The following is a 17,176-nucleotide window of genomic DNA, read 5'->3' as shown; positions in this document are numbered from 1 at the left end:
CCTGCTTTCAAAACAAGCAAAGCCTGGCAGCAAAAAGCCCCACCGTTTCCGGCAGGGCTTCTGTACTGTCTACACAGTTACTCTTGTGTCTGAAATCTTAAGTCTAAAATGCTACTTTGCTTCGTTGTAGCGGCGTGTTACCTCATCCCAATTCACCACGTTCCAGAAGGCGCTGATGTAGTCAGGGCGACGGTTTTGGTAGTTCAGGTAGTAGGCGTGCTCCCACACGTCCAGACCAAGAATTGGCTGTCCGTCGCAAGCCTGGTCGATGTTCATGATAGGAGAGTCCTGGTTAGCAGTGGAGCATACGCTCAGCTTACCGTTATCTACGCATAGCCAGGCCCAGCCAGAGCCGAAGCGGGTAGCAGCAGCCTTGTTGAACTCCTCTTTAAAAGAATCGAAAGAGCCGAAGGCGCTGTTGATGGCATCGGCCAGTTCGCCGGATGGCTGACCACCACCGTTCGGCGACATAATTGTCCAGAACAGGTTGTGGTTATAGTAACCACCGCCGTTGTTGCGCACGGCTGTGTTGCCACCAACGTTTTTAAGTATCTCTTCAATAGACTTACCTTCCATGTTAGTGCCTTGTATGGCATTGTTCAGGTTGTTGGTATAAGCCTGGTGGTGCTTAGTATGATGGATTTCCATGGTGCGCGCATCGATGTGCGGCTCCAGTGCGCTGTAATCGTAAGGTAGGTTCGGAAGTTCGAAAGCCATAGTTTTATATAGGTTTTGGTTGAAAAATAGTGCTTGTACACTTGTTATAAGTGTACGGCTTCGTTTCAAAGTTAGTTAATTTCTTTTAGCCGCAAAGAAAGAGGCCATGAGGTCGGCACACTCCTGCGCCATAATCCCGCTGACCATCTCCGTTTTGGGGTGCAGGAGGTTCCCCACCCGCCGGTAACCGCGCTTAGGCTCCGGTGCCCCGAACACCACCCGCTTCAGCTGTGCCCAGTAGCTGGCGCCGGCACACATAATGCATGGTTCCACCGTTACATACAAGGTACAGTCGTGTAGGTATTTGTTGCCCAGGTACTCAGATGCAGCGGTAAAGGCCAGCATCTCGGCATGAGCCGTCACATCGTTCAGTTTCTCAGTCTGGTTATAAGCTTTGGCTATAACGCGGTTATTGGATACAATCACAGCACCAATCGGAACTTCGCCTTCGGCAAATGCCTGTTGTGCCTGCACGTACGCCTGCTGCATGAAGTTCTCGTCGCTGTATATAGATAAAAAGTCTGTTGCCATAAATACCTGTTTAGGTGGAGCCGGTTTATGACCGGCCACTAATGTAAGTGAGGGGCAATATGTACCAGTGGGCTATGCCTGGAAAAGACTAAGGCAGATAGAGTACGTGTCCCATCTCCGCAAATTTAGGGCAAAAGGGATTCGAATCAAAAAGCAGGGGCAGTGGCAGCCAATTGTGTTAAAACGCCAGCGGCAATTTACTTTACTACACCGTAGCCGGTTACAGTAACTTCTTCCGAAACAAAAAGAGGCTGGCCCGGAGCGCTGGCCGGGATGCTTTGGGTAAAATTGATGCATTTAGCTTTCAGTGACTCTTTGTCGCTTCCTCCCTCTCCAGTCATGTCAAACATAAAAGGAAACAGGTAAGTGGAGGCAACAGGAACGCCTTTGCTTTTGGCAGGCTCCCATGTGGTCATTTGTTTGAGTACCCGCATTGGTTCTGTTTCAAGAAGGGGACTGTCTGAATATGCCGCCTTTACCTCTTTTAGCTTGCCAGCTTCATCTATCGTCACCTGCATCATAACAAGCCCTTCCGTTTTAGTTAACTGGGCTCGGGTAGGATACTTCATGTTCTTTGCCAGGAACTGTAGCATCGCTTCCCGTCCTCCCGGAAACTCAGGCGCTGTTCCTTCATCTGCAGCAACAACAGCTTCTGCCTTTGTTGTGGATGAGGTAGCACTTTGTGCCTAGAGAACAGACGGTGTGCCAGCCAGCAAAAGGAGCAGAAGGGAAAGAAGCAGAGATGATTTCATCATTTTAGGCATATGTGGGTTCAGAGGTCCTTTGTTGATAAAGAACTAACGGTAAGATTAATATAAAGATATGTCTGACAGTTGGATAATGTTTCTTTAAAACACAAAGCCCCTCCTGAAAAGGAGAGGCTTTGGGAGTATAACTGACTGTATTCCTACTTTTTGATTTTAATAGAACTCATGATTTCACGGGCAGGTTGCTGCCATTCGTTCTTTAGCTGAAAGGGTGCATGGAACGTGAAGATCATCATTTGCCTGTCAGAGATAGCGTACTGCACCATGCTGTACTTCTGCACCGGTGCCAGATTGCTACTCTTACGCTCATCTTCCACAGACGACACATATTCAAAAACGATGTGGTCTTTGCCGTTAATCTGCGTCACCTCATCACGAATGAAATCAATTTTCGAGTGCCTTTCCAGCAAAGCAGCCTTGTAAAACTCTTTCATCATTTTCAGGTCCTGTGCCCTGAACTGGGAAACTTTCTGCGTGACACTGAAGTCAACCAGGCCATTCGGGCTGGTGAAAACGGCCAGTGGCTTTGTAGTGGCAGGGTACCGGCGGGCAATTCCATCGTCAGGCATTGGTGAGAAGTCCTGCGGCAGCAGCACGCTTAGCTCCTTCGTAATGTTCACTTTTTTCAGTTTCGGCTGGGCGAAAGCAACGCCTGCAACAAAAAGAATGGCTAAAAAGGCTAAATATCGCATACTTAAAAATTCAGTTGGCAAAGCTAATAAAATTATAGGCCAAACAGCCCAAATTCCTGTAGGTGCAATTATTTTGCCAAAGTCCCTGATACAGCACAGGCACCTCCCATTGTGTGTGAAATATCTTCTGCGGGTTATTAACGTTAAATAAAGTAGGGCATATAAGGTGTACTGCAACCCTCACTGTCAGCCCGTTGGGCGGGCAGTGAGGGAGTGAGTGTTACATCTGGCAAAGCGCTGTTTTAACTAAAAGCCATTTAAACTATATAAAACTATGTTTGCAGATATTATCAACAACATGAAGGGGCAGCTGACAGGCGAGCTGCAGAGCAAGTACAACCTGGAGCCTGAGAAAGCGAATAAATCAGTAGACCTGGCAAAGGACAACCTGATGGATGAGATGAAGAACCGGGCCAGTAGCGGCGACTTTGGCGGCATTATGGATGTGCTGAAAGGCAACAAAGGAGCCACTGAAAGCTCAGCCGTAAACAGCGCCATCCAGCGCTATGTCGGTGACCTGACTACTAAGCTTGGAATTCCAGCATCCATCGCCAACCAGATAGCCCCGTTTGTGATGACCTTTATCATGAACAGGTTCTCCAGCAAAGTAACCTCGGAGGGCATGGGCCAATCCGACATCATGAGCAGCCTGATAGGCGGCGGCATAAAGGACTCCATTACCAAAGGCATCGGCGGTAAGTTAGGAGGCTTATTTAAGTAAAGACACAAAACAAAAGTATCAGGACACAGTACGCAAAACTTGGTACAGAAGAAGGTGCTGCTAAAGATGGCAGTATCTAAGCCATCCCTCAGACACAAACACCATAGCATGTTGCTCTGGTGTTTGTGTCTGAGGGATGGCTTCTTTTTTAAGAAGCTTGTGGTTGTTGGTATGGAAAGGCAAAACGTACCTCCTAAAGTAAGCGTGCCCTACTACAGAGAGTGTTCAGTTACCAGTAATGCTTTGTATTAACCGCTAGCTCACTGTATATATACTATCTGTATTGTGCCAGCTTTAACAGGCTTTTCATCTACTATAAACCCAAACCTGTTCTACCTCGATGCTCGTGAATGTTCATTCGAAAAACTCACGTGCCGCTAATAACCTGAAACTTGGTGGCTTGCCGGAAGTCTGCTACTTTTGCAGCTTCTGCCAAAGTGGACCTTGTTTAAAGGGCTCAAATGCAGTGTAATGCCAGGGTTGATGACCGATAGTATACAAAGCCTGTTTTTTAAGTTTCTTAAGTTTGGAGTGGTGGGCTTTTCTGGCCTGGTGCTGGATTTTGGTATCACGTATGTGGCAAAAGAGCGGCTGCAATGGAACAAGTATGTAGCCAACAGCCTGGGTTTTTTGGTAGCCAGTGTCAGCAACTATTACCTCAACCGTATCTGGACGTTCCATAGCGCTGATCCAGAGATAGGCTGGCAGTTCTCTAAGTTTCTGTTTGTGGCCGTGATAGGCCTGCTGCTCAATAACTTTATTGTGTACCTGCTAACAGACCGCGCCAGACTCAACTTCTACATAGCTAAATTTGGCGCAATTGTGGTCGTGTTCTTCTGGAACTTCTCGATTAATTACCTTTATACCTTCTCCAGGTAAGGCTGCTAGGGCAGTATCTGGTAAATCTGCACATGCTCGTCTTTGTGCACGCGCGGATTCAGCAGGTGCAGCACCTGGTCGTAAAGTGAGGGGGTGATGGTATGCTCCAGCTTCAGATTCGGGAATAGGCTTAGGAGCCGTGCTTTGCGTTCCTCCAGGTCATCACTACCCACTACTACCACGTAATCCGGTTTATAGGCAGAAGCGCTTATCTCCTGCTGCAGTTCCTGCGGGGTTTTGTCTTCGTTGAGCGTGTAGGCCATCACAAAATCGGAAGGCAACTGCTTTTGCCCCTGCAGGTACTCCTGCCACACCAGGTGCTTATCTTCTATATACTTATCGTACTCGGCGCTCATGTGGCCCAGGTAAAAGAGAGGCGGCTTCTTAACACTGTGGTTTCCGAACTCCAGCACAATACCGTCCAAGTCAGGTTTTTCAGAGAGGTACACCAGCGGAGCCACGCGGCTCTTCTTCGTATAGGTAAAGGCCATACCTACCGTAGCCAGTATGTTCAGCGCCCAGAAAAAGCCCCAGCTCCACGCCAACAACTTTCTGCGGCGACGCCAGAACGTAGAGGTCTGTACAAACTGCTGCCACCCGATAACGCCCAGAATCATGATCAGCGGAAACAAGGGAAGTATGAAGCGCTCCTGCTTGTTCGGGAACAGGGAATGGGCTACAAAGAACAGTAATCCCGCCCAGAACAGCTTCGGAGCCATTTTGGCGGTGCGGGCGTATCCCAGCACCAGGAATACACTGACCGGAGGCACGAGGAACCCCAGCACAGTCAGGGCAAAGCGGTAAACAGGCCCTGTGCTGAAATTCTCTGCATTCTCCGAGTTATAAAGAAAGTAGGCTACTACAGAGTGGAAAGGATAATCGAAGAAGATAATGTCGATGACTCCCTGCACCAGGAAGGCGGCCACGGCAAACCCGATTAAAACGGCCACTGCTTCGCGCCACTGGCGGCGGTAGAGCAGCACCAGCCCGGCACCAGCTCCGAACAATACCGTGTGGTAGCGTATAGTAAAGGCAAGGGCAAACAAGGCGCCAGCCCAAAAATACGGCATCACCCGCCTCCGTTCTGCCTTGTCCTGCTTCACCATCAGGTAAAAGGCTGCGAGGTAGGGCGGTATGCACACCATCTCTACCAGGTTGCGCACGCTCATGAACGGCATGAACCAAATCAGTGCCAGCATCAGCCCCACCAGCCTGGCGTTCATTTTGTTTGAGAGCAGCTCCGTGATTTTATAGCCAAAGTACACTACCAGCAGGGAATACAGCCCGTGCAGCACCCGCACCACTATCATTTTTGTTTCCGGGCTGAAAATGCCCATCGCCTCCAGCACATAGAAAATGCCATAATGCACGAGCGCGTACAGCATGCTGTGGCGTGGCGGCATCGGCTCGTTCAGCCAAACCGGCAGCTCGTCTAACCAGCCCTGCGCAACCGTGATGACATCAAAATGGTCATCGCTAAAGGCAAATCCTTTTGAGTAAAAAGCAGCTACCATGCGTATCAGCAGGGCAATTAGCAAGATAAAGGATAGCGGAACGAGGTATTGGTTTGTTCCCTGCCCCGGCAACGAAGCATCCTTTGCAGGGCCTGTACCGGCAGTTGTTTTCGTAGAGCTTGGCATGTGGCTAACGTAGTACTGCACAAATTTAAGGGGAATTAAAAATAATTGGTGTTAACTTCGTCTTTTTAATCTGAAGAAGAGACATGATGCATGCTGTAAAACAGGCAAAGAAGAGGCGGCTAAAGCTTATACCCAAACTGGTTTTGCTGTTGGCTGGCCTGGGTGTGCTTGTTTTATCAGGGCTTCACTTATACTATGCCTCCAGGCATAAAGATGCTGAGGTGCTGCTGCTGGGGCATGCCGGCTCCGCCTTCTTCTCCCCACTCAACCCCTTCAACCCGCTGCCGCCAAACAGCAGGACCTCTATCGTGAAGGCGATGGAGGACGGGGCAGATGGCCTGGAGGTGGATGTGCAGCTGACAAAAGACGGTGTTCCGGTCTTGTACCACGATGTAACACTGGTGTCGATGACCGTGTGGCCTGAACCGGATACCATTGACAACATGCAGGCAGCCGAAGTAGTCGGGCTGGCCTACAAAGGCGGCTTTCCGTACGACCTGTTTCATGATGAGAAAATAATAAAGCTGGAAGAGCTGCTGCAACTGTTCAGCTCTTACCCGGAAAAGCCGTACCTGCACATTGACCTGCGCAACCACGATGCCTCCCGCTACGCTTACTATGCCGAAACGCTTCTGGCGCTGTTGCACCAGTACAACTACCCACTGCAGAAACTAGCCTTTATCTCTCCGAACCCTGATTTCCTGGACGCTTTCAGAGAAGTGGAGCCGGACGCAGTTTTAATCATAGACACGGGCGGCAATTATGAGCAGGCAATGCAGACGGTACTGGCCCACGGCTTTCAGGGTATCTGCGCCAATGGCCGGGATGTGAGCCCGGAGCAGGTGCGGGAAGCAAAGCAAAAAGGGCTGCTGGTGGTGCTCTTTGGTGGCAAGTCTAACTCCCGCATCTCTAAAATGATCGCCATGGAGCCCGATGCCATACAGGTAAACGATGTGGCCGCTATGCGCCGGATGCTCGACTAACACATCTTTGAATTTATAGATGCTTACAAATTAGTACCTTTGCACGAACACATTCATCCATTAAATACTATGCTCAGAACACATACTTGCGGCGAGCTCCGCCTTGACAATGTAAACGAAGAGGTAACCTTGACAGGTTGGGTACAGCGCCTGCGCGACAAAGGCGGTATGGTGTGGGTAGACCTTCGCGATCGCTACGGCATCACACAGCTCTCCTTTGAAGAAGGAGTTACTCCTCCTGCCGTAATTGAGCAGGCCCGCGATTTGGGACGGGAGTATGTGGTGCGCGCAACAGGAAGAGTGATAGAGCGCTTCTCCAGGAACGATAAAATACCTACCGGCGATATAGAAGTGAAGATGACGAAGCTGGAAGTGCTGAACCCTTCCAAGCTGCCTCCCTTCATGATTGAGGATGAGACTGATGGTGGTGACGACCTGCGCATGCGGTACCGCTACCTCGACCTGCGCCGTGCCCCTGTGCGCCGCAACCTCGAGTTGCGCCATCGCATGATGCGCGAAGCCCGCAACTATTTAGACAGCCATTACTTTATAGAGGTAGAGACGCCGGTGCTGATTAAGTCTACGCCGGAAGGTGCCCGCGACTTTGTAGTGCCCAGCCGTATGAACCCTGGTGAATTCTATGCACTGCCACAGTCGCCGCAAACGTTTAAGCAGCTGCTGATGGTGTCTGGCTTCGATAAGTATTTCCAGATTGTGAAGTGCTTCCGCGATGAGGACCTTCGCGCTGACCGCCAGCCGGAGTTCACGCAGATAGACTGCGAGATGTCGTTTGTGACGCAGGAAGACATTTTGAATACTTTTGAAGGATTCATGAAGCATATGTTTGCAGCAGTAAAAGGCATTCATATCGAAAAGCTGCCGCGCATGACGTACGCCGATACCATGAAGTTCTACGGCTCTGACAAACCAGACACGCGTTTCGACATGCGCTTTGTGGAACTGAACGAGCTGGCAAAGCAAAAAGGGTTCCCTGTTTTTGATAGCGCTGAACTGGTAGTGGGCATCAACGCGAAAGGCGCTGCCTCCTACACCCGCAAGCAACTCGACGAACTGACGGACTTTGTGAAGCGTCCGCAGATTGGCGCTACAGGCCTGGTGTATGCCCGCGTGAACGAAGATGGCAGCATCAAGTCATCGGTAGATAAGTTCTTTACAGCGGAAGACCTGGCGGCATGGGGTGCTGCCTTCGATGCCAAGCCTGGCGACCTGTTACTGATTTTAGCCGGTAACGCTGATAAAACACGTAAGGCCCTAAACGAGCTTCGCCTGGAGATGGGTGAGCGCCTTGGCCTGCGCGACAAGAACGTTTTCTCGCCGCTGTGGGTAGTGGATTTCCCCCTACTGGAGTGGGACGAGGAGACGCAGCGCTACCATGCCATGCATCACCCGTTCACTTCGCCAAAGCCGGAAGACCTGGAATTAATTGATGACCGTCCGGGCGACATTCGCGCCAATGCCTATGATATGGTAATCAACGGGGTGGAAGTAGGAGGCGGCTCTATCCGTATCCACGACCGCAGGCTGCAGGAGCAGATGTTCCGCCTGCTGGGTTTCTCCACTGAAGAGGCAGAGGCGCAGTTTGGCTTCCTGATGAACGCGTTTGAGTATGGGGCGCCGCCGCATGGTGGTATCGCCTTTGGCTTCGACAGACTTTGCTCGCTCTTTGGTGGTGCAGACTCTATCCGCGATTTCATTGCTTTCCCGAAAAACAACTCGGGCCGCGACGTGATGATAGATGCCCCGTCTCCAATTTCGGAGCAGCAGTTAGATGAACTGCATATCCGCATGAAGAATCTGCCTTCTTAAACAGCTGAGTGTACAGGGAGCTTAAAAATTAATAAATACAAGATTACAGAAACCCACCCTTAGTCTCTCCTCCGGGGGATTAGGGGTGGGTATTTTTCAACACAATAAATTAAGTCAAAATTGAGTTTTAACATTTCTTATCTGAACAAGTGAAGGTAGCAGCGCAGGAGTATGAGTTGAAAACAGGTGAGAAAGTCCTGATTCGGGAGGGAACAGTGGCCGATTCAGAGGCTTTGCTGGAAACCGTCCGGGAGTATGTGCTCACGAGCAGGTACCTGATTGTGGCCCCTGATGAACTGGAGAACACAGTGGCTGATGAAGCAGCGTGGATAAAGGAGCTGCGACAGAACCCGAACAGCCTGCTGCTGCTGGCCCTGCACAATGGTGCAGTTATCGGCAACCTCGACTTAACCGGCAGTGGAGATGAGTATGAAGAACAATCAGGATTGATTACTATGGGAATTCTGCAGGCGTATCAGAACAAGGGCTTAGGCTCCCTTATGTTACGTGAGGCTTTAGCATGGGCCCGCCAGAACCACCAGTTGCAGGTGCTTTGCCTGCAAGTGCAAAGAGCTAACAAAAGCGCAGTGCGGCTATACCAGAAAGCTGGCTTTAAAGTGGAAGGTAAGCAACCAGATGTAGCTCCCGAAGACCAGGTAGACTACAGCGAAAGCATCATCATGACGCTGAACCTGTAGCGAAGCGGCACAAGTATCCGGTATTAAAGATGATGCACTAAATCTAATTATCTACTGCTTTGCTACAGTATGCCTCGCCTTATAAGATGCAACACCAGCATCCAGGAAGTTCACAAAGTTCTCTACCTTCAGGTCGTAGGCAATAGGCTTTACCAGCACATTCTCCTGCGCATCCATCAATACATAATAAGGCTGTGCATTCACATTGAACTTTGAAATCTGATAGTCGGCGTATTGCTTCCCGATTGTCTTTTTCACTTTACTGTCGTAGCTGCTGGTATACCAATCTGCTTCAGGCAGTTCGGTTTTTTCATCTACATAAAGCGCGGCTATAATATAGTTCTCGCGCAGGCGCTGCAGCACTGCTGGGTCAGACCATACATTCTGCTCCATCTCGCGGCAATTCACGCAGCCGTGTCCTGTAAAGTCTATAAAAATAGGCTTGTTCTGCTCCGCAGCACATCGTTTTGCCTGCTCCAGGTCAAAGTAACCTTTCAGGCCGTGTGGGAGGTGCAGGAAATCAGCATACTTTGGCGGCTCACACAGCTGGTTAGCCTCTGAAGCAGCATTTCCTCCTCGTTGCGTGATAACGTTCAGGTCGAAGTCCTGGGTGGTCTGCGGTGGCAGGTAACCGGCCAGCGCTTTAAGTGGCGCACCAAACATGCCTGGTATGAGGTATATAACGAAGGCAAAGGTGGCGATTGCCAGGAAAAGGCGCGGCACGCTGATGTACTCCAGCTCAGAATCATGCGAGAACCTGAGCTTGCCCAGCAGGTAAAAGCCCATCAGCGTAAAAATGATTATCCAGAGAGCCAGGTATACTTCCCGATCCAAAATGCCCCAGTGGTATACCTGGTCTGCTACACTCAGGAACTTGAGTGCCAGTGCCAGCTCTATAAACCCCAGCACCACCTTCACAGAGTTCAGCCACCCGCCCGACTTAGGCAGGCTGCTGAGCCACGACGGGAAAACAGCGAACAACGTAAAAGGCAGCGCAAAAGCCAGCGAAAAGCCAAACATACCTACTACAGGGCGTATGGTTTCGCCTCCTGCCGAGGCTACCAATATACTGCCTACAATAGGACCTGTGCAGGAAAAGGAAACAAGGGCTAGCGTAAACGCCATAAAGAAAACGCCAATCCAGCCACCTCTATCGGCCTGGGCATCTACTTTATTAAGCCATGAGTTGGGCAACGTTATCTCGAACATGCCAAAGAAGGACATGGCAAACAGGAGGAAAACAAAGAAGAATAGCAGGTTAGGCAGCCAGTGTGTACTGAGAAAGTTAGCGCCATCGGCCCCAAAGAGTTTGGCCACCACCGTACCGATAATAGTGTAGATGGCGATAATAGACAAACCGTAGACCAACGCTTTGAGAATAGCCTGCCCTCTGCTGCCACTGCTACCGGTAAAGAAGCTTACCGTCATAGGCACCATTGGGAATACACAAGGCGTCAGCAGCGCAACGAGCCCGGAGCCAAAGGCAATCAGCATAAATGCCCATAAGCCGTCTGCTTCGGTATCAGGCGCCGGCTCAGAGATAGCAGCAGGCACTTCTTTTACACCAGCCTCATATGGTGTTGCGCCAAGGTCCGGCATTACTGTAAGTGACTCAGTACTAACTGGTGTGGTAGCAGTATCTTCAATGGCTGCTGCCTGGGAACCGGCTGGCTCTTGTGTAGGCTGAGCGGGCTTTTGTTCCTGATTATTCTGCTCTACTTTTACAGGCACCTTATTCGCGGGCTGAGCAGCAGGAGTGGCAGCAGCCGTAATGGCTATCTGTTTGTCTGTAAAAGTGAAGGTATCGTCGAAGGGAATACAGCGGCCGTCTACGTCCGTGCAAACCTGATACTCATAGCCGCCCTTCACCAGTAGGTCGGGCTGCAGCACGCGTATTTTCTGGCGGAACTGCGCCGTGCCGGTAAAGTAAGTATACTCTCCCTCCCAGATGTCGTCGTATTTCTTTTTTGGGTTGATGGGCTTTATCTTTCCCTCCAGCTCATAGGACGGGTGCTTCTGAAAATCGAACTCGGTTACCATCGGCCCCAGGTCTGGGTCAAAGTCAGAGGAGTAGAGGTACCAGTCTTTATCGATGCGGACATTGAAAATCAGGTCTACCTCCTCCCCCACAGCCACCTGCTTTTTAGAGACGTCATAGCTCCAGGTAGCAGGTTTTAGCACCTGCGCCTGCGCTATCACAGCAATCAACAGAAGCAGCCAGGTGGCAGCCAGTTGCTTCACTATTTTTTTTCTATTCTTCATCAGGGTTGGTTCGCAAATAATTCCGGTACAGCTTTAGCTTGGACATACCAGCATCATAACTCAGACAAAAATAGGCATTTTTGCACTGATCCTGCACCCGATACTTCGGCTGTCGGATAAACAACAACGAATAAGCGCCTAACGTTACCTGTTCGGGCACATAAAACCGCTGCAGTGGGTGCAAATGGCTTCTTTCACTTTTCACTCCATCTTCCTGAATAAATTCTCACTCTACAGGTAGTCCAACTTTTCCTGGTTCAGCTCTACCCTAAGCACCTCCTACTGTTCTTAAACTTGATTATTGTCTGCCTACAGCAACTAAGCCTGAAAAACATCGTGCAATCCCTTCTATATATTTATAAATTAATATATTATAAAATAAACATAGTTAAATAATTTCCGTAATAGATACCAAGCCAAAATTTTCACATGATTTAAAAGCAGCTCTACCATTAGACAGGATACATCTACGGATAAATTAGGGTTTTACTGAAACCATGTGAATTTATTATCAAAACATCTTGTAATATTTACATCAGACAAACCATAATACAATACTTCAGAACATGGAAGAAACTTTACAAAGCTATGTTGATTTCACTCTTCGAACCGAGTGTGGCAAGACGTTCGAGAATGTTTTCAAGGCCATTAAGTTGGTGCGCGATGAGAAGCACAACTTCCATATTGTCTACCGGACTTTTTCTGATGAGTATATCTACTCTTTCTGCAATCCTTTTCTGGATGAACTTGCCACAAACGCATACAAAATAATACCTGAGTCAGAGGCAAGGAAGATATTCCTGCACCGCCTGTCCCAGGAAAACGCCAGCGAGTTGTTCAGCACCGCAAAGGCTACCCCGGCGCACATGCGCTCCTGATATTTTTACATGTCTGAAAAAACAAAAAGGTGCTTTGCGGCACCTTTTTGTTTTGGTGGCATTTCAGAAGATGTATATTTAAAGCCCTTGTACTGCCTGTAGGGGCTATAATGAACAGGTCTCAGCAGCAGCAGCTCATACCCTTCTAGCAAAAGCACGTATTTTAATTAATTTTACAGCTTTGCTGGTACATAACAGCAAAAACTCTCTATGGCTTTTGATATACTGCTTACCATATTCCTGGTTCTTTTAAATGGTTTTTTTGTTGCAGCTGAGTTTGCCATCGTAAAGGTTCGTTCCTCACAGATTGAGTTGCGGGCGCAGGCAGGCAACACCATGGCCAAACTTACGCAGAACATGCTGGCGCACCTGGATGCCTACCTTTCGGCCACACAGTTAGGAATTACCCTCGCCTCCCTGGGCCTGGGTTGGATTGGAGAAAGCGTAGTATCCCAAATCGTGATCAACGTAATGGAATTCTTCGGCTTCAGGGGCAGCGAAGAACTGGCGCACCAGATTGCTTTACCTGTGTCTTTCGCCATTATTACGGTGCTGCACATTGTGTTTGGTGAACTTGCCCCTAAATCGCTGGCCATACAGCGTTCTGAATCCACCGCGCTGGCCGTGGCTTTTCCGCTCCGTTTCTTCTACATTGTGTTCAGCCCGTTTATCTGGTTACTCAATGGCTTAGCCAACTTAGTGCTGCGTGCACTGGGTATACAGCCTGTGCATGGTGCTGAGGTGCATTCAGCAGAAGAACTCAGGCTGCTGTTTGAGCAGAGCGTGGAGAGTGGTGCCATCCTGGATGCGCATCACGAGCTGATTGAGAATGTGTTTGAGTTTAACGAGCGCATGGTGAAGCAGATTCTGGTGCCGCGCACAAGAGTGACAGCCGTTGATGTGAAAATTACAGAGCAGGAACTAATGGAACTCATCTTCAATGAAGGATTTTCGCGCCTGCCTGTGTACAACGGCAACATCGATAACATTGTAGGCATACTGTATGTAAAGGACATTCTGAGCATTGTGCGCCGCGGGGAACCCATCGTGATAGAGAAGCTCATGCGCCCGGCCTACTTTGTACCGGAAACAAAGAAAATAAACCTGCTGCTGAAGCAGTTCCAACGCCGCCACATGCACATGGCCATTGCCACAGATGAGTTTGGTGGCGTGTCGGGCATTGTGACCATCGAAGACATTATTGAAGAGCTGGTGGGTGAGATACAGGACGAGTATGATGAGGAGGTGCCTATCGTGCAGAAAGTCGATGATTTTGACTTTAAGGTGAGCGGCTCTGCCACCATTTCTGATGCCAATGATTTCCTGCCATACCCGCTGCCCGAAGGCGAAGACTACGAAACCGTAGGTGGTCTGATGAATGTAATCTACGGCCAGATACCTGAAAACCTGAATGAGGTAACCAACTTTAACGAGTACGAGGTGCGTGTGCTGGAGAAATCAGAAAGGCGTGTGGAATGGGTGCTATTCAAGGTGAGGCAGGATATGCTGCAGGGCAAAGAAGGCGATGATAAATAAATGAAGCGCCACCAAAGCCTTGTTCCAATCTCGCGGCAGCACCACGGCGGCCTGCTCACTGCCAGGCTGCTGCAACACGGTGCCCCGCCCTATAAAGGCATGCCCACCACCGCCACTGCCAAACGGGAGTATGTGCTACAGTTCTACAAAGAGCACCTGCAGCCCCATTTTCAACTGGAAGAAACCACTGTTTTTGCGCTGGCCATTACCGCCTCTGACATCCTGGCGCAGCAGGCCAGGCAGCTACAGGCAGAACACCGGCAACTGGAACAACTGATACAGGCGCTTCCAGAGGCTACAGACACAGCACTGCCTGATAAACTCCATGAGGTGGGGCAGCTTTTAGAGCAGCACATAAGGCAGGAAGAACGCGTATTCTTTGAGCAAATGCAGCAAGAGTTACCTAAAGATGAGCTGCAACGCTTAGAGAAACAGGTAAAGCACCACTTAGCCTAAGCCAGGTCTCTGCCTGTAAACCAGCCGCTGTACATCACGTAGTTGTTGGCTACCTTATCTAGGCCTTCCACCTGCTCCGGGCTCAGCTGCTTCACTTTCTTCGCCGGAATGCCCGCATAAATCCACCCGGACTCGCACACGGTGTTTTCCAACACAATGGCACCAGCGGCCACAATACAGTTCTGCTGCACTACTGCCTTATCCATTACAATAGCTCCCATTCCAATCAGCACGTTGTCTTCCACGGTGCAGCCGTGCACAATGGCATTGTGGCCGATAGATACGTTACTGCCGATAGTGGTGGCGGCCTTCTGATAGGTGCAATGAATAACAGCCCCATCCTGTATGTTCGATTTGTTCCCGATGCGGATGCTGTTCACATCTCCCCGAATCACGGCGTTAAACCAGACAGAGCACTCGCTTCCTAAAATCACATCGCCTACTATAGTGGCATTTTCGGCTATAAAGCACCCTTCGCCCATTTGCGGCTTTACACCCTTAACCGGAAGTATAACTGGCATCTTTTTCAATTTTGAATGACTAATATAGCACAGATGGCTTATCTGGATGGTTAGATGGCTTAGTTGTTAAATGGTTAATTAAAAACTCCCAACACTTATTATTTATACTGTCAGCCTCCCTTCGAAGCGACTGTTGCATTCATTCCATTATGCCGAACAACAATTTAACAATACAACCATTTAACAATTAAGCAAAAAGCCTTTTCCAGGTGCCTTTCATGTAGTTGTACTTGAGAGTGCTGGGCAGCGCTTTCCAGAAGTATTTGTTTATTTCTACGGCAAAGCTGGGCTGCATGTAGCAGTTAATGGTGCAGCCTTCGCACTCCGGCAACCTTCCCTCCTGCCGCTTCAGCTCCTCCACCTCCTGAGACCTGTACAACTCATACAACTTTCCGTTGATAGGGTATGATTTTGAGCCGAGGTGGTAACAGGGCAGCACCAATTCGTTTTCCGGTGAAATAACCAGTGTGGTGCTGGCAGCCTTGCAGATCGGATCTGCTATATGGTTGCCCCCGTCCCGGCGGAGCTGCACAAAACCATCGTTCAGGTACACACTTCTGCGCTTTCCGAAGGTAGCCAGGTAAGTGAGTTCCTCCGCTGTCAGTTGCTCCCCGGTATCTACGGCATTGTACTCAAAAGCCGGGTTTATAATAAGTAGCAGCTTGTTTGGGAGCACAATCTTCTGATATACCTCCTCCAGCTCATGCAGATTGCTCCTGAACACGGTAAACAGGATATCAGGGCGCTCGCCCAGTTGCTTGGCGATGGCAATAGACTCCATCACAAAGTCGTAACAGGCTACACCGCGGCCTTTGTCATGCGCCTCTTTCTCCGATGAATCGAGGGAGAAGTGCAGCATGTCTACCTTGCCTTTCAACCGTTCGGCCAATTTTGGATACAGCATGCCGTTGGTGGTGAGGGTGGTGATGAAGCCCATGTCGTGCGCCATGCCCAGCATTTTGTCTATCTGGCGGTGCAGCAGCGGTTCTCCCCCTGTAAAATCTATTACCTGTACCCCCAGCCGCTTCAGGTCCTTCAGGTTTTGGGCCACATCCTCCAGTGTTATATAAGGAGATGGCTTTTCCCAGATGTCGCAGAACGAGCACTTTGCGTTACAGCGGTAGGTAACGTAGTAGTTACAAAGCACAGGTTTCGAGGTCAGGCGCATAAAGCAAAGATAAGGGGCAACAGGCAGAATCAGCCAGTTTCTTCACCTTTTCTACTGCTAAGCTGGCTATAGAACCTTTTCTGAGGTTGTTATAAACCTTTTTCATCACGATAAGCTAGAAGGTTATGTGCGGGAATATAGTGCCAGGAGACACTGAATCTTGTAAATTTTCTTATATTAATAAACTAAGATATAGATTACATGATGCGAGAGAAGTTTAATCCGAAAGAAGTCTTTGAAGAAGCTCTAACAACTCCAGTTATAGTGCAGATAAGCCGAATAACTCCGTTTAGCTGCTAGTTGTGGGTCACATCAATTAAAAGCATCTTACTTGTAAATGAATATCAGGCAGAAAATTTTTATAGGAATTGCAGCAGTTTCTATACTCCAATTACTGTTGACCTATGAATACTATGCCACTGGTGTGATTCCAGGATGGCATACAGCAATTGAATCTAACATTCCACTATGGGGGACTTTTTCCTATCCTGTATTTTTCATTTTGGTCGCCCTGGTATATGGATATGTGCCGAGGCAATCTATAAGAGAGTGGTATTTTTGGCTTCATGCTTTATTGTCAATCTTGCCAATACTCTTCATGAGCGTTTTTAACTGGCTGTTCTTTAAAGAACACCAACTAATATCCACGAGTCGATGGGAAGAGTACTCACTGGTAACCAGTTTGACCGACTGGTTATTTTTTCTAAATCAAGTAGTCTTTCTAATAGCTATTTTGAGCAACCAATATACTGAGAAGAAAAAAATGCAGCCCACAATCGAGTAGACGGCCCCGCCAGCGTTAACTGACGGGGTGCGCCTCTCACACCACTGTACAAGCGGGTCTCGCATACAGCGGTTCGTTAAGTTGTGGAGCTACTTTCCTGTAGTAGTCGAGCATTG

General features: G+C 49.2%; 17 protein-coding genes. 9 read left to right on the top strand and 8 right to left on the bottom strand.

The genetic code is table 11. The features are described 5' to 3' along the window. Positions 1-111: 111 nt before the first annotated feature. The 4 genes from ACFS7Z_RS23010 to ACFS7Z_RS22995 all read right to left on the bottom strand — a co-directional run bounded on the left by ACFS7Z_RS23010 (position 112) and on the right by ACFS7Z_RS22995 (position 2,707). Positions 112-717, bottom strand: coding sequence for a superoxide dismutase (locus ACFS7Z_RS23010; RefSeq protein WP_377490222.1), 606 nt, complete (start codon positions 715-717; stop codon positions 112-114). Between the two features lie 75 nt (positions 718-792). Beyond that, complete coding sequence (locus ACFS7Z_RS23005) at positions 793-1,248, bottom strand: nucleoside deaminase (RefSeq protein WP_377490219.1); 456 nt, start codon at positions 1,246-1,248, stop codon at positions 793-795. A 197-nt stretch (positions 1,249-1,445) separates the two neighbouring features. After that, positions 1,446-1,817: an energy transducer TonB gene (locus tag ACFS7Z_RS23000; protein ID WP_377490216.1), complete on the bottom strand. Its 372-nt coding sequence runs from the start codon at positions 1,815-1,817 to the stop codon at positions 1,446-1,448. A 338-nt stretch (positions 1,818-2,155) separates the two neighbouring features. After that, positions 2,156-2,707 carry a hypothetical protein gene (locus ACFS7Z_RS22995; RefSeq protein ID WP_377490213.1) on the bottom strand — a complete coding sequence of 184 codons (552 nt, stop codon included), beginning with the start codon at positions 2,705-2,707 and terminating at the stop codon, positions 2,156-2,158. Between the two features lie 274 nt (positions 2,708-2,981). Here ACFS7Z_RS22995 and ACFS7Z_RS22990 point away from each other — a divergent pair, with 274 nt between their 5' ends. Together ACFS7Z_RS22990 and ACFS7Z_RS22985 are read left to right on the top strand one after the other, a co-directional pair. Beyond that, a complete protein-coding gene (locus ACFS7Z_RS22990; protein ID WP_377490210.1) occupies positions 2,982-3,428 on the top strand; it encodes a hypothetical protein in 447 nt (148 codons plus the stop codon). Positions 3,429-3,911: 483 nt separating this feature from the next. Beyond that, on the top strand, positions 3,912-4,307 hold the full coding sequence (locus tag ACFS7Z_RS22985) for a GtrA family protein (RefSeq protein WP_377490207.1): 396 nt from the start codon (positions 3,912-3,914) through the stop codon (positions 4,305-4,307). 5 nt (positions 4,308-4,312) lie between these two features. On the opposite strand, the gene ACFS7Z_RS22980 is transcribed toward ACFS7Z_RS22985, so the two are convergent. Then, positions 4,313-5,947, bottom strand: coding sequence for a glycosyltransferase family 39 protein (locus ACFS7Z_RS22980; protein ID WP_377490204.1), 1,635 nt, complete (start codon positions 5,945-5,947; stop codon positions 4,313-4,315). Between the two features lie 83 nt (positions 5,948-6,030). Between ACFS7Z_RS22980 and ACFS7Z_RS22975 the strand changes: the two genes are divergently transcribed. The 3 genes from ACFS7Z_RS22975 (at position 6,031) to ACFS7Z_RS22965 (ending at position 9,455) form a co-directional block, all read left to right on the top strand. After that, complete coding sequence (locus tag ACFS7Z_RS22975; protein ID WP_377490201.1) at positions 6,031-6,930, top strand: glycerophosphodiester phosphodiesterase; 900 nt, start codon at positions 6,031-6,033, stop codon at positions 6,928-6,930. Between the two features lie 69 nt (positions 6,931-6,999). Further along, on the top strand, positions 7,000-8,757 hold the full coding sequence (gene aspS, locus ACFS7Z_RS22970; protein WP_377490198.1) for an aspartate--tRNA ligase: 1,758 nt from the start codon (positions 7,000-7,002) through the stop codon (positions 8,755-8,757). A 149-nt stretch (positions 8,758-8,906) separates the two neighbouring features. Continuing rightward, the gene (locus ACFS7Z_RS22965) at positions 8,907-9,455 is read left to right on the top strand and encodes a GNAT family N-acetyltransferase (RefSeq protein ID WP_377490195.1); all 549 of its coding nucleotides are present in this window, start codon (positions 8,907-8,909) and stop codon (positions 9,453-9,455) included. Between the two features lie 51 nt (positions 9,456-9,506). Here ACFS7Z_RS22965 and ACFS7Z_RS22960 read toward each other — a convergent pair whose 3' ends face one another. Further along, positions 9,507-11,717: a protein-disulfide reductase DsbD family protein gene (locus tag ACFS7Z_RS22960; RefSeq protein WP_377490192.1), complete on the bottom strand. Its 2,211-nt coding sequence runs from the start codon at positions 11,715-11,717 to the stop codon at positions 9,507-9,509. 566 nt (positions 11,718-12,283) lie between these two features. Here ACFS7Z_RS22960 and ACFS7Z_RS22955 point away from each other — a divergent pair. The 3 genes from ACFS7Z_RS22955 to ACFS7Z_RS22945 all read left to right on the top strand — a co-directional run bounded on the left by ACFS7Z_RS22955 (position 12,284) and on the right by ACFS7Z_RS22945 (position 14,587). After that, positions 12,284-12,595, top strand: a complete 312-nt coding sequence (locus ACFS7Z_RS22955) for a hypothetical protein (RefSeq protein WP_377490189.1) — start codon at positions 12,284-12,286, stop codon at positions 12,593-12,595. A gap of 210 nt (positions 12,596-12,805) precedes the next feature. After that, positions 12,806-14,131: a hemolysin family protein gene (locus ACFS7Z_RS22950; RefSeq protein WP_377490186.1), complete on the top strand. Its 1,326-nt coding sequence runs from the start codon at positions 12,806-12,808 to the stop codon at positions 14,129-14,131. After that, positions 14,132-14,587: a hemerythrin domain-containing protein gene (locus ACFS7Z_RS22945; protein ID WP_377490183.1), complete on the top strand. Its 456-nt coding sequence runs from the start codon at positions 14,132-14,134 to the stop codon at positions 14,585-14,587. Here the strand turns inward: ACFS7Z_RS22945 and ACFS7Z_RS22940 are convergent. Both ACFS7Z_RS22940 and ACFS7Z_RS22935 read right to left on the bottom strand, forming a co-directional pair. After that, positions 14,584-15,108, bottom strand: coding sequence for a gamma carbonic anhydrase family protein (locus ACFS7Z_RS22940; protein WP_377490180.1), 525 nt, complete (start codon positions 15,106-15,108; stop codon positions 14,584-14,586). The two genes, ACFS7Z_RS22945 and ACFS7Z_RS22940, sit on opposite strands and share 4 nt — an antisense overlap. Before the next feature lie 187 nt (positions 15,109-15,295). Next, a complete protein-coding gene (locus ACFS7Z_RS22935; RefSeq protein WP_377490177.1) occupies positions 15,296-16,276 on the bottom strand; it encodes a radical SAM protein in 981 nt (326 codons plus the stop codon). A 337-nt stretch (positions 16,277-16,613) separates the two neighbouring features. On the opposite strand from ACFS7Z_RS22935, the gene ACFS7Z_RS22930 reads away from it, so the two are divergent. Beyond that, the gene (locus tag ACFS7Z_RS22930; RefSeq protein ID WP_377490174.1) at positions 16,614-17,060 is read left to right on the top strand and encodes a hypothetical protein; all 447 of its coding nucleotides are present in this window, start codon (positions 16,614-16,616) and stop codon (positions 17,058-17,060) included. Positions 17,061-17,176 lie beyond the last annotated feature (116 nt).

It is taken from the genome of Pontibacter toksunensis (assembly GCF_042686245.1).
GTDB lineage: Bacteria > Bacteroidota > Bacteroidia > Cytophagales > Hymenobacteraceae > Pontibacter > Pontibacter toksunensis.
The sequence above is the reverse complement of the archived record's forward strand: the minus strand, read 5'-3'. Positions and strand labels throughout refer to the sequence as shown.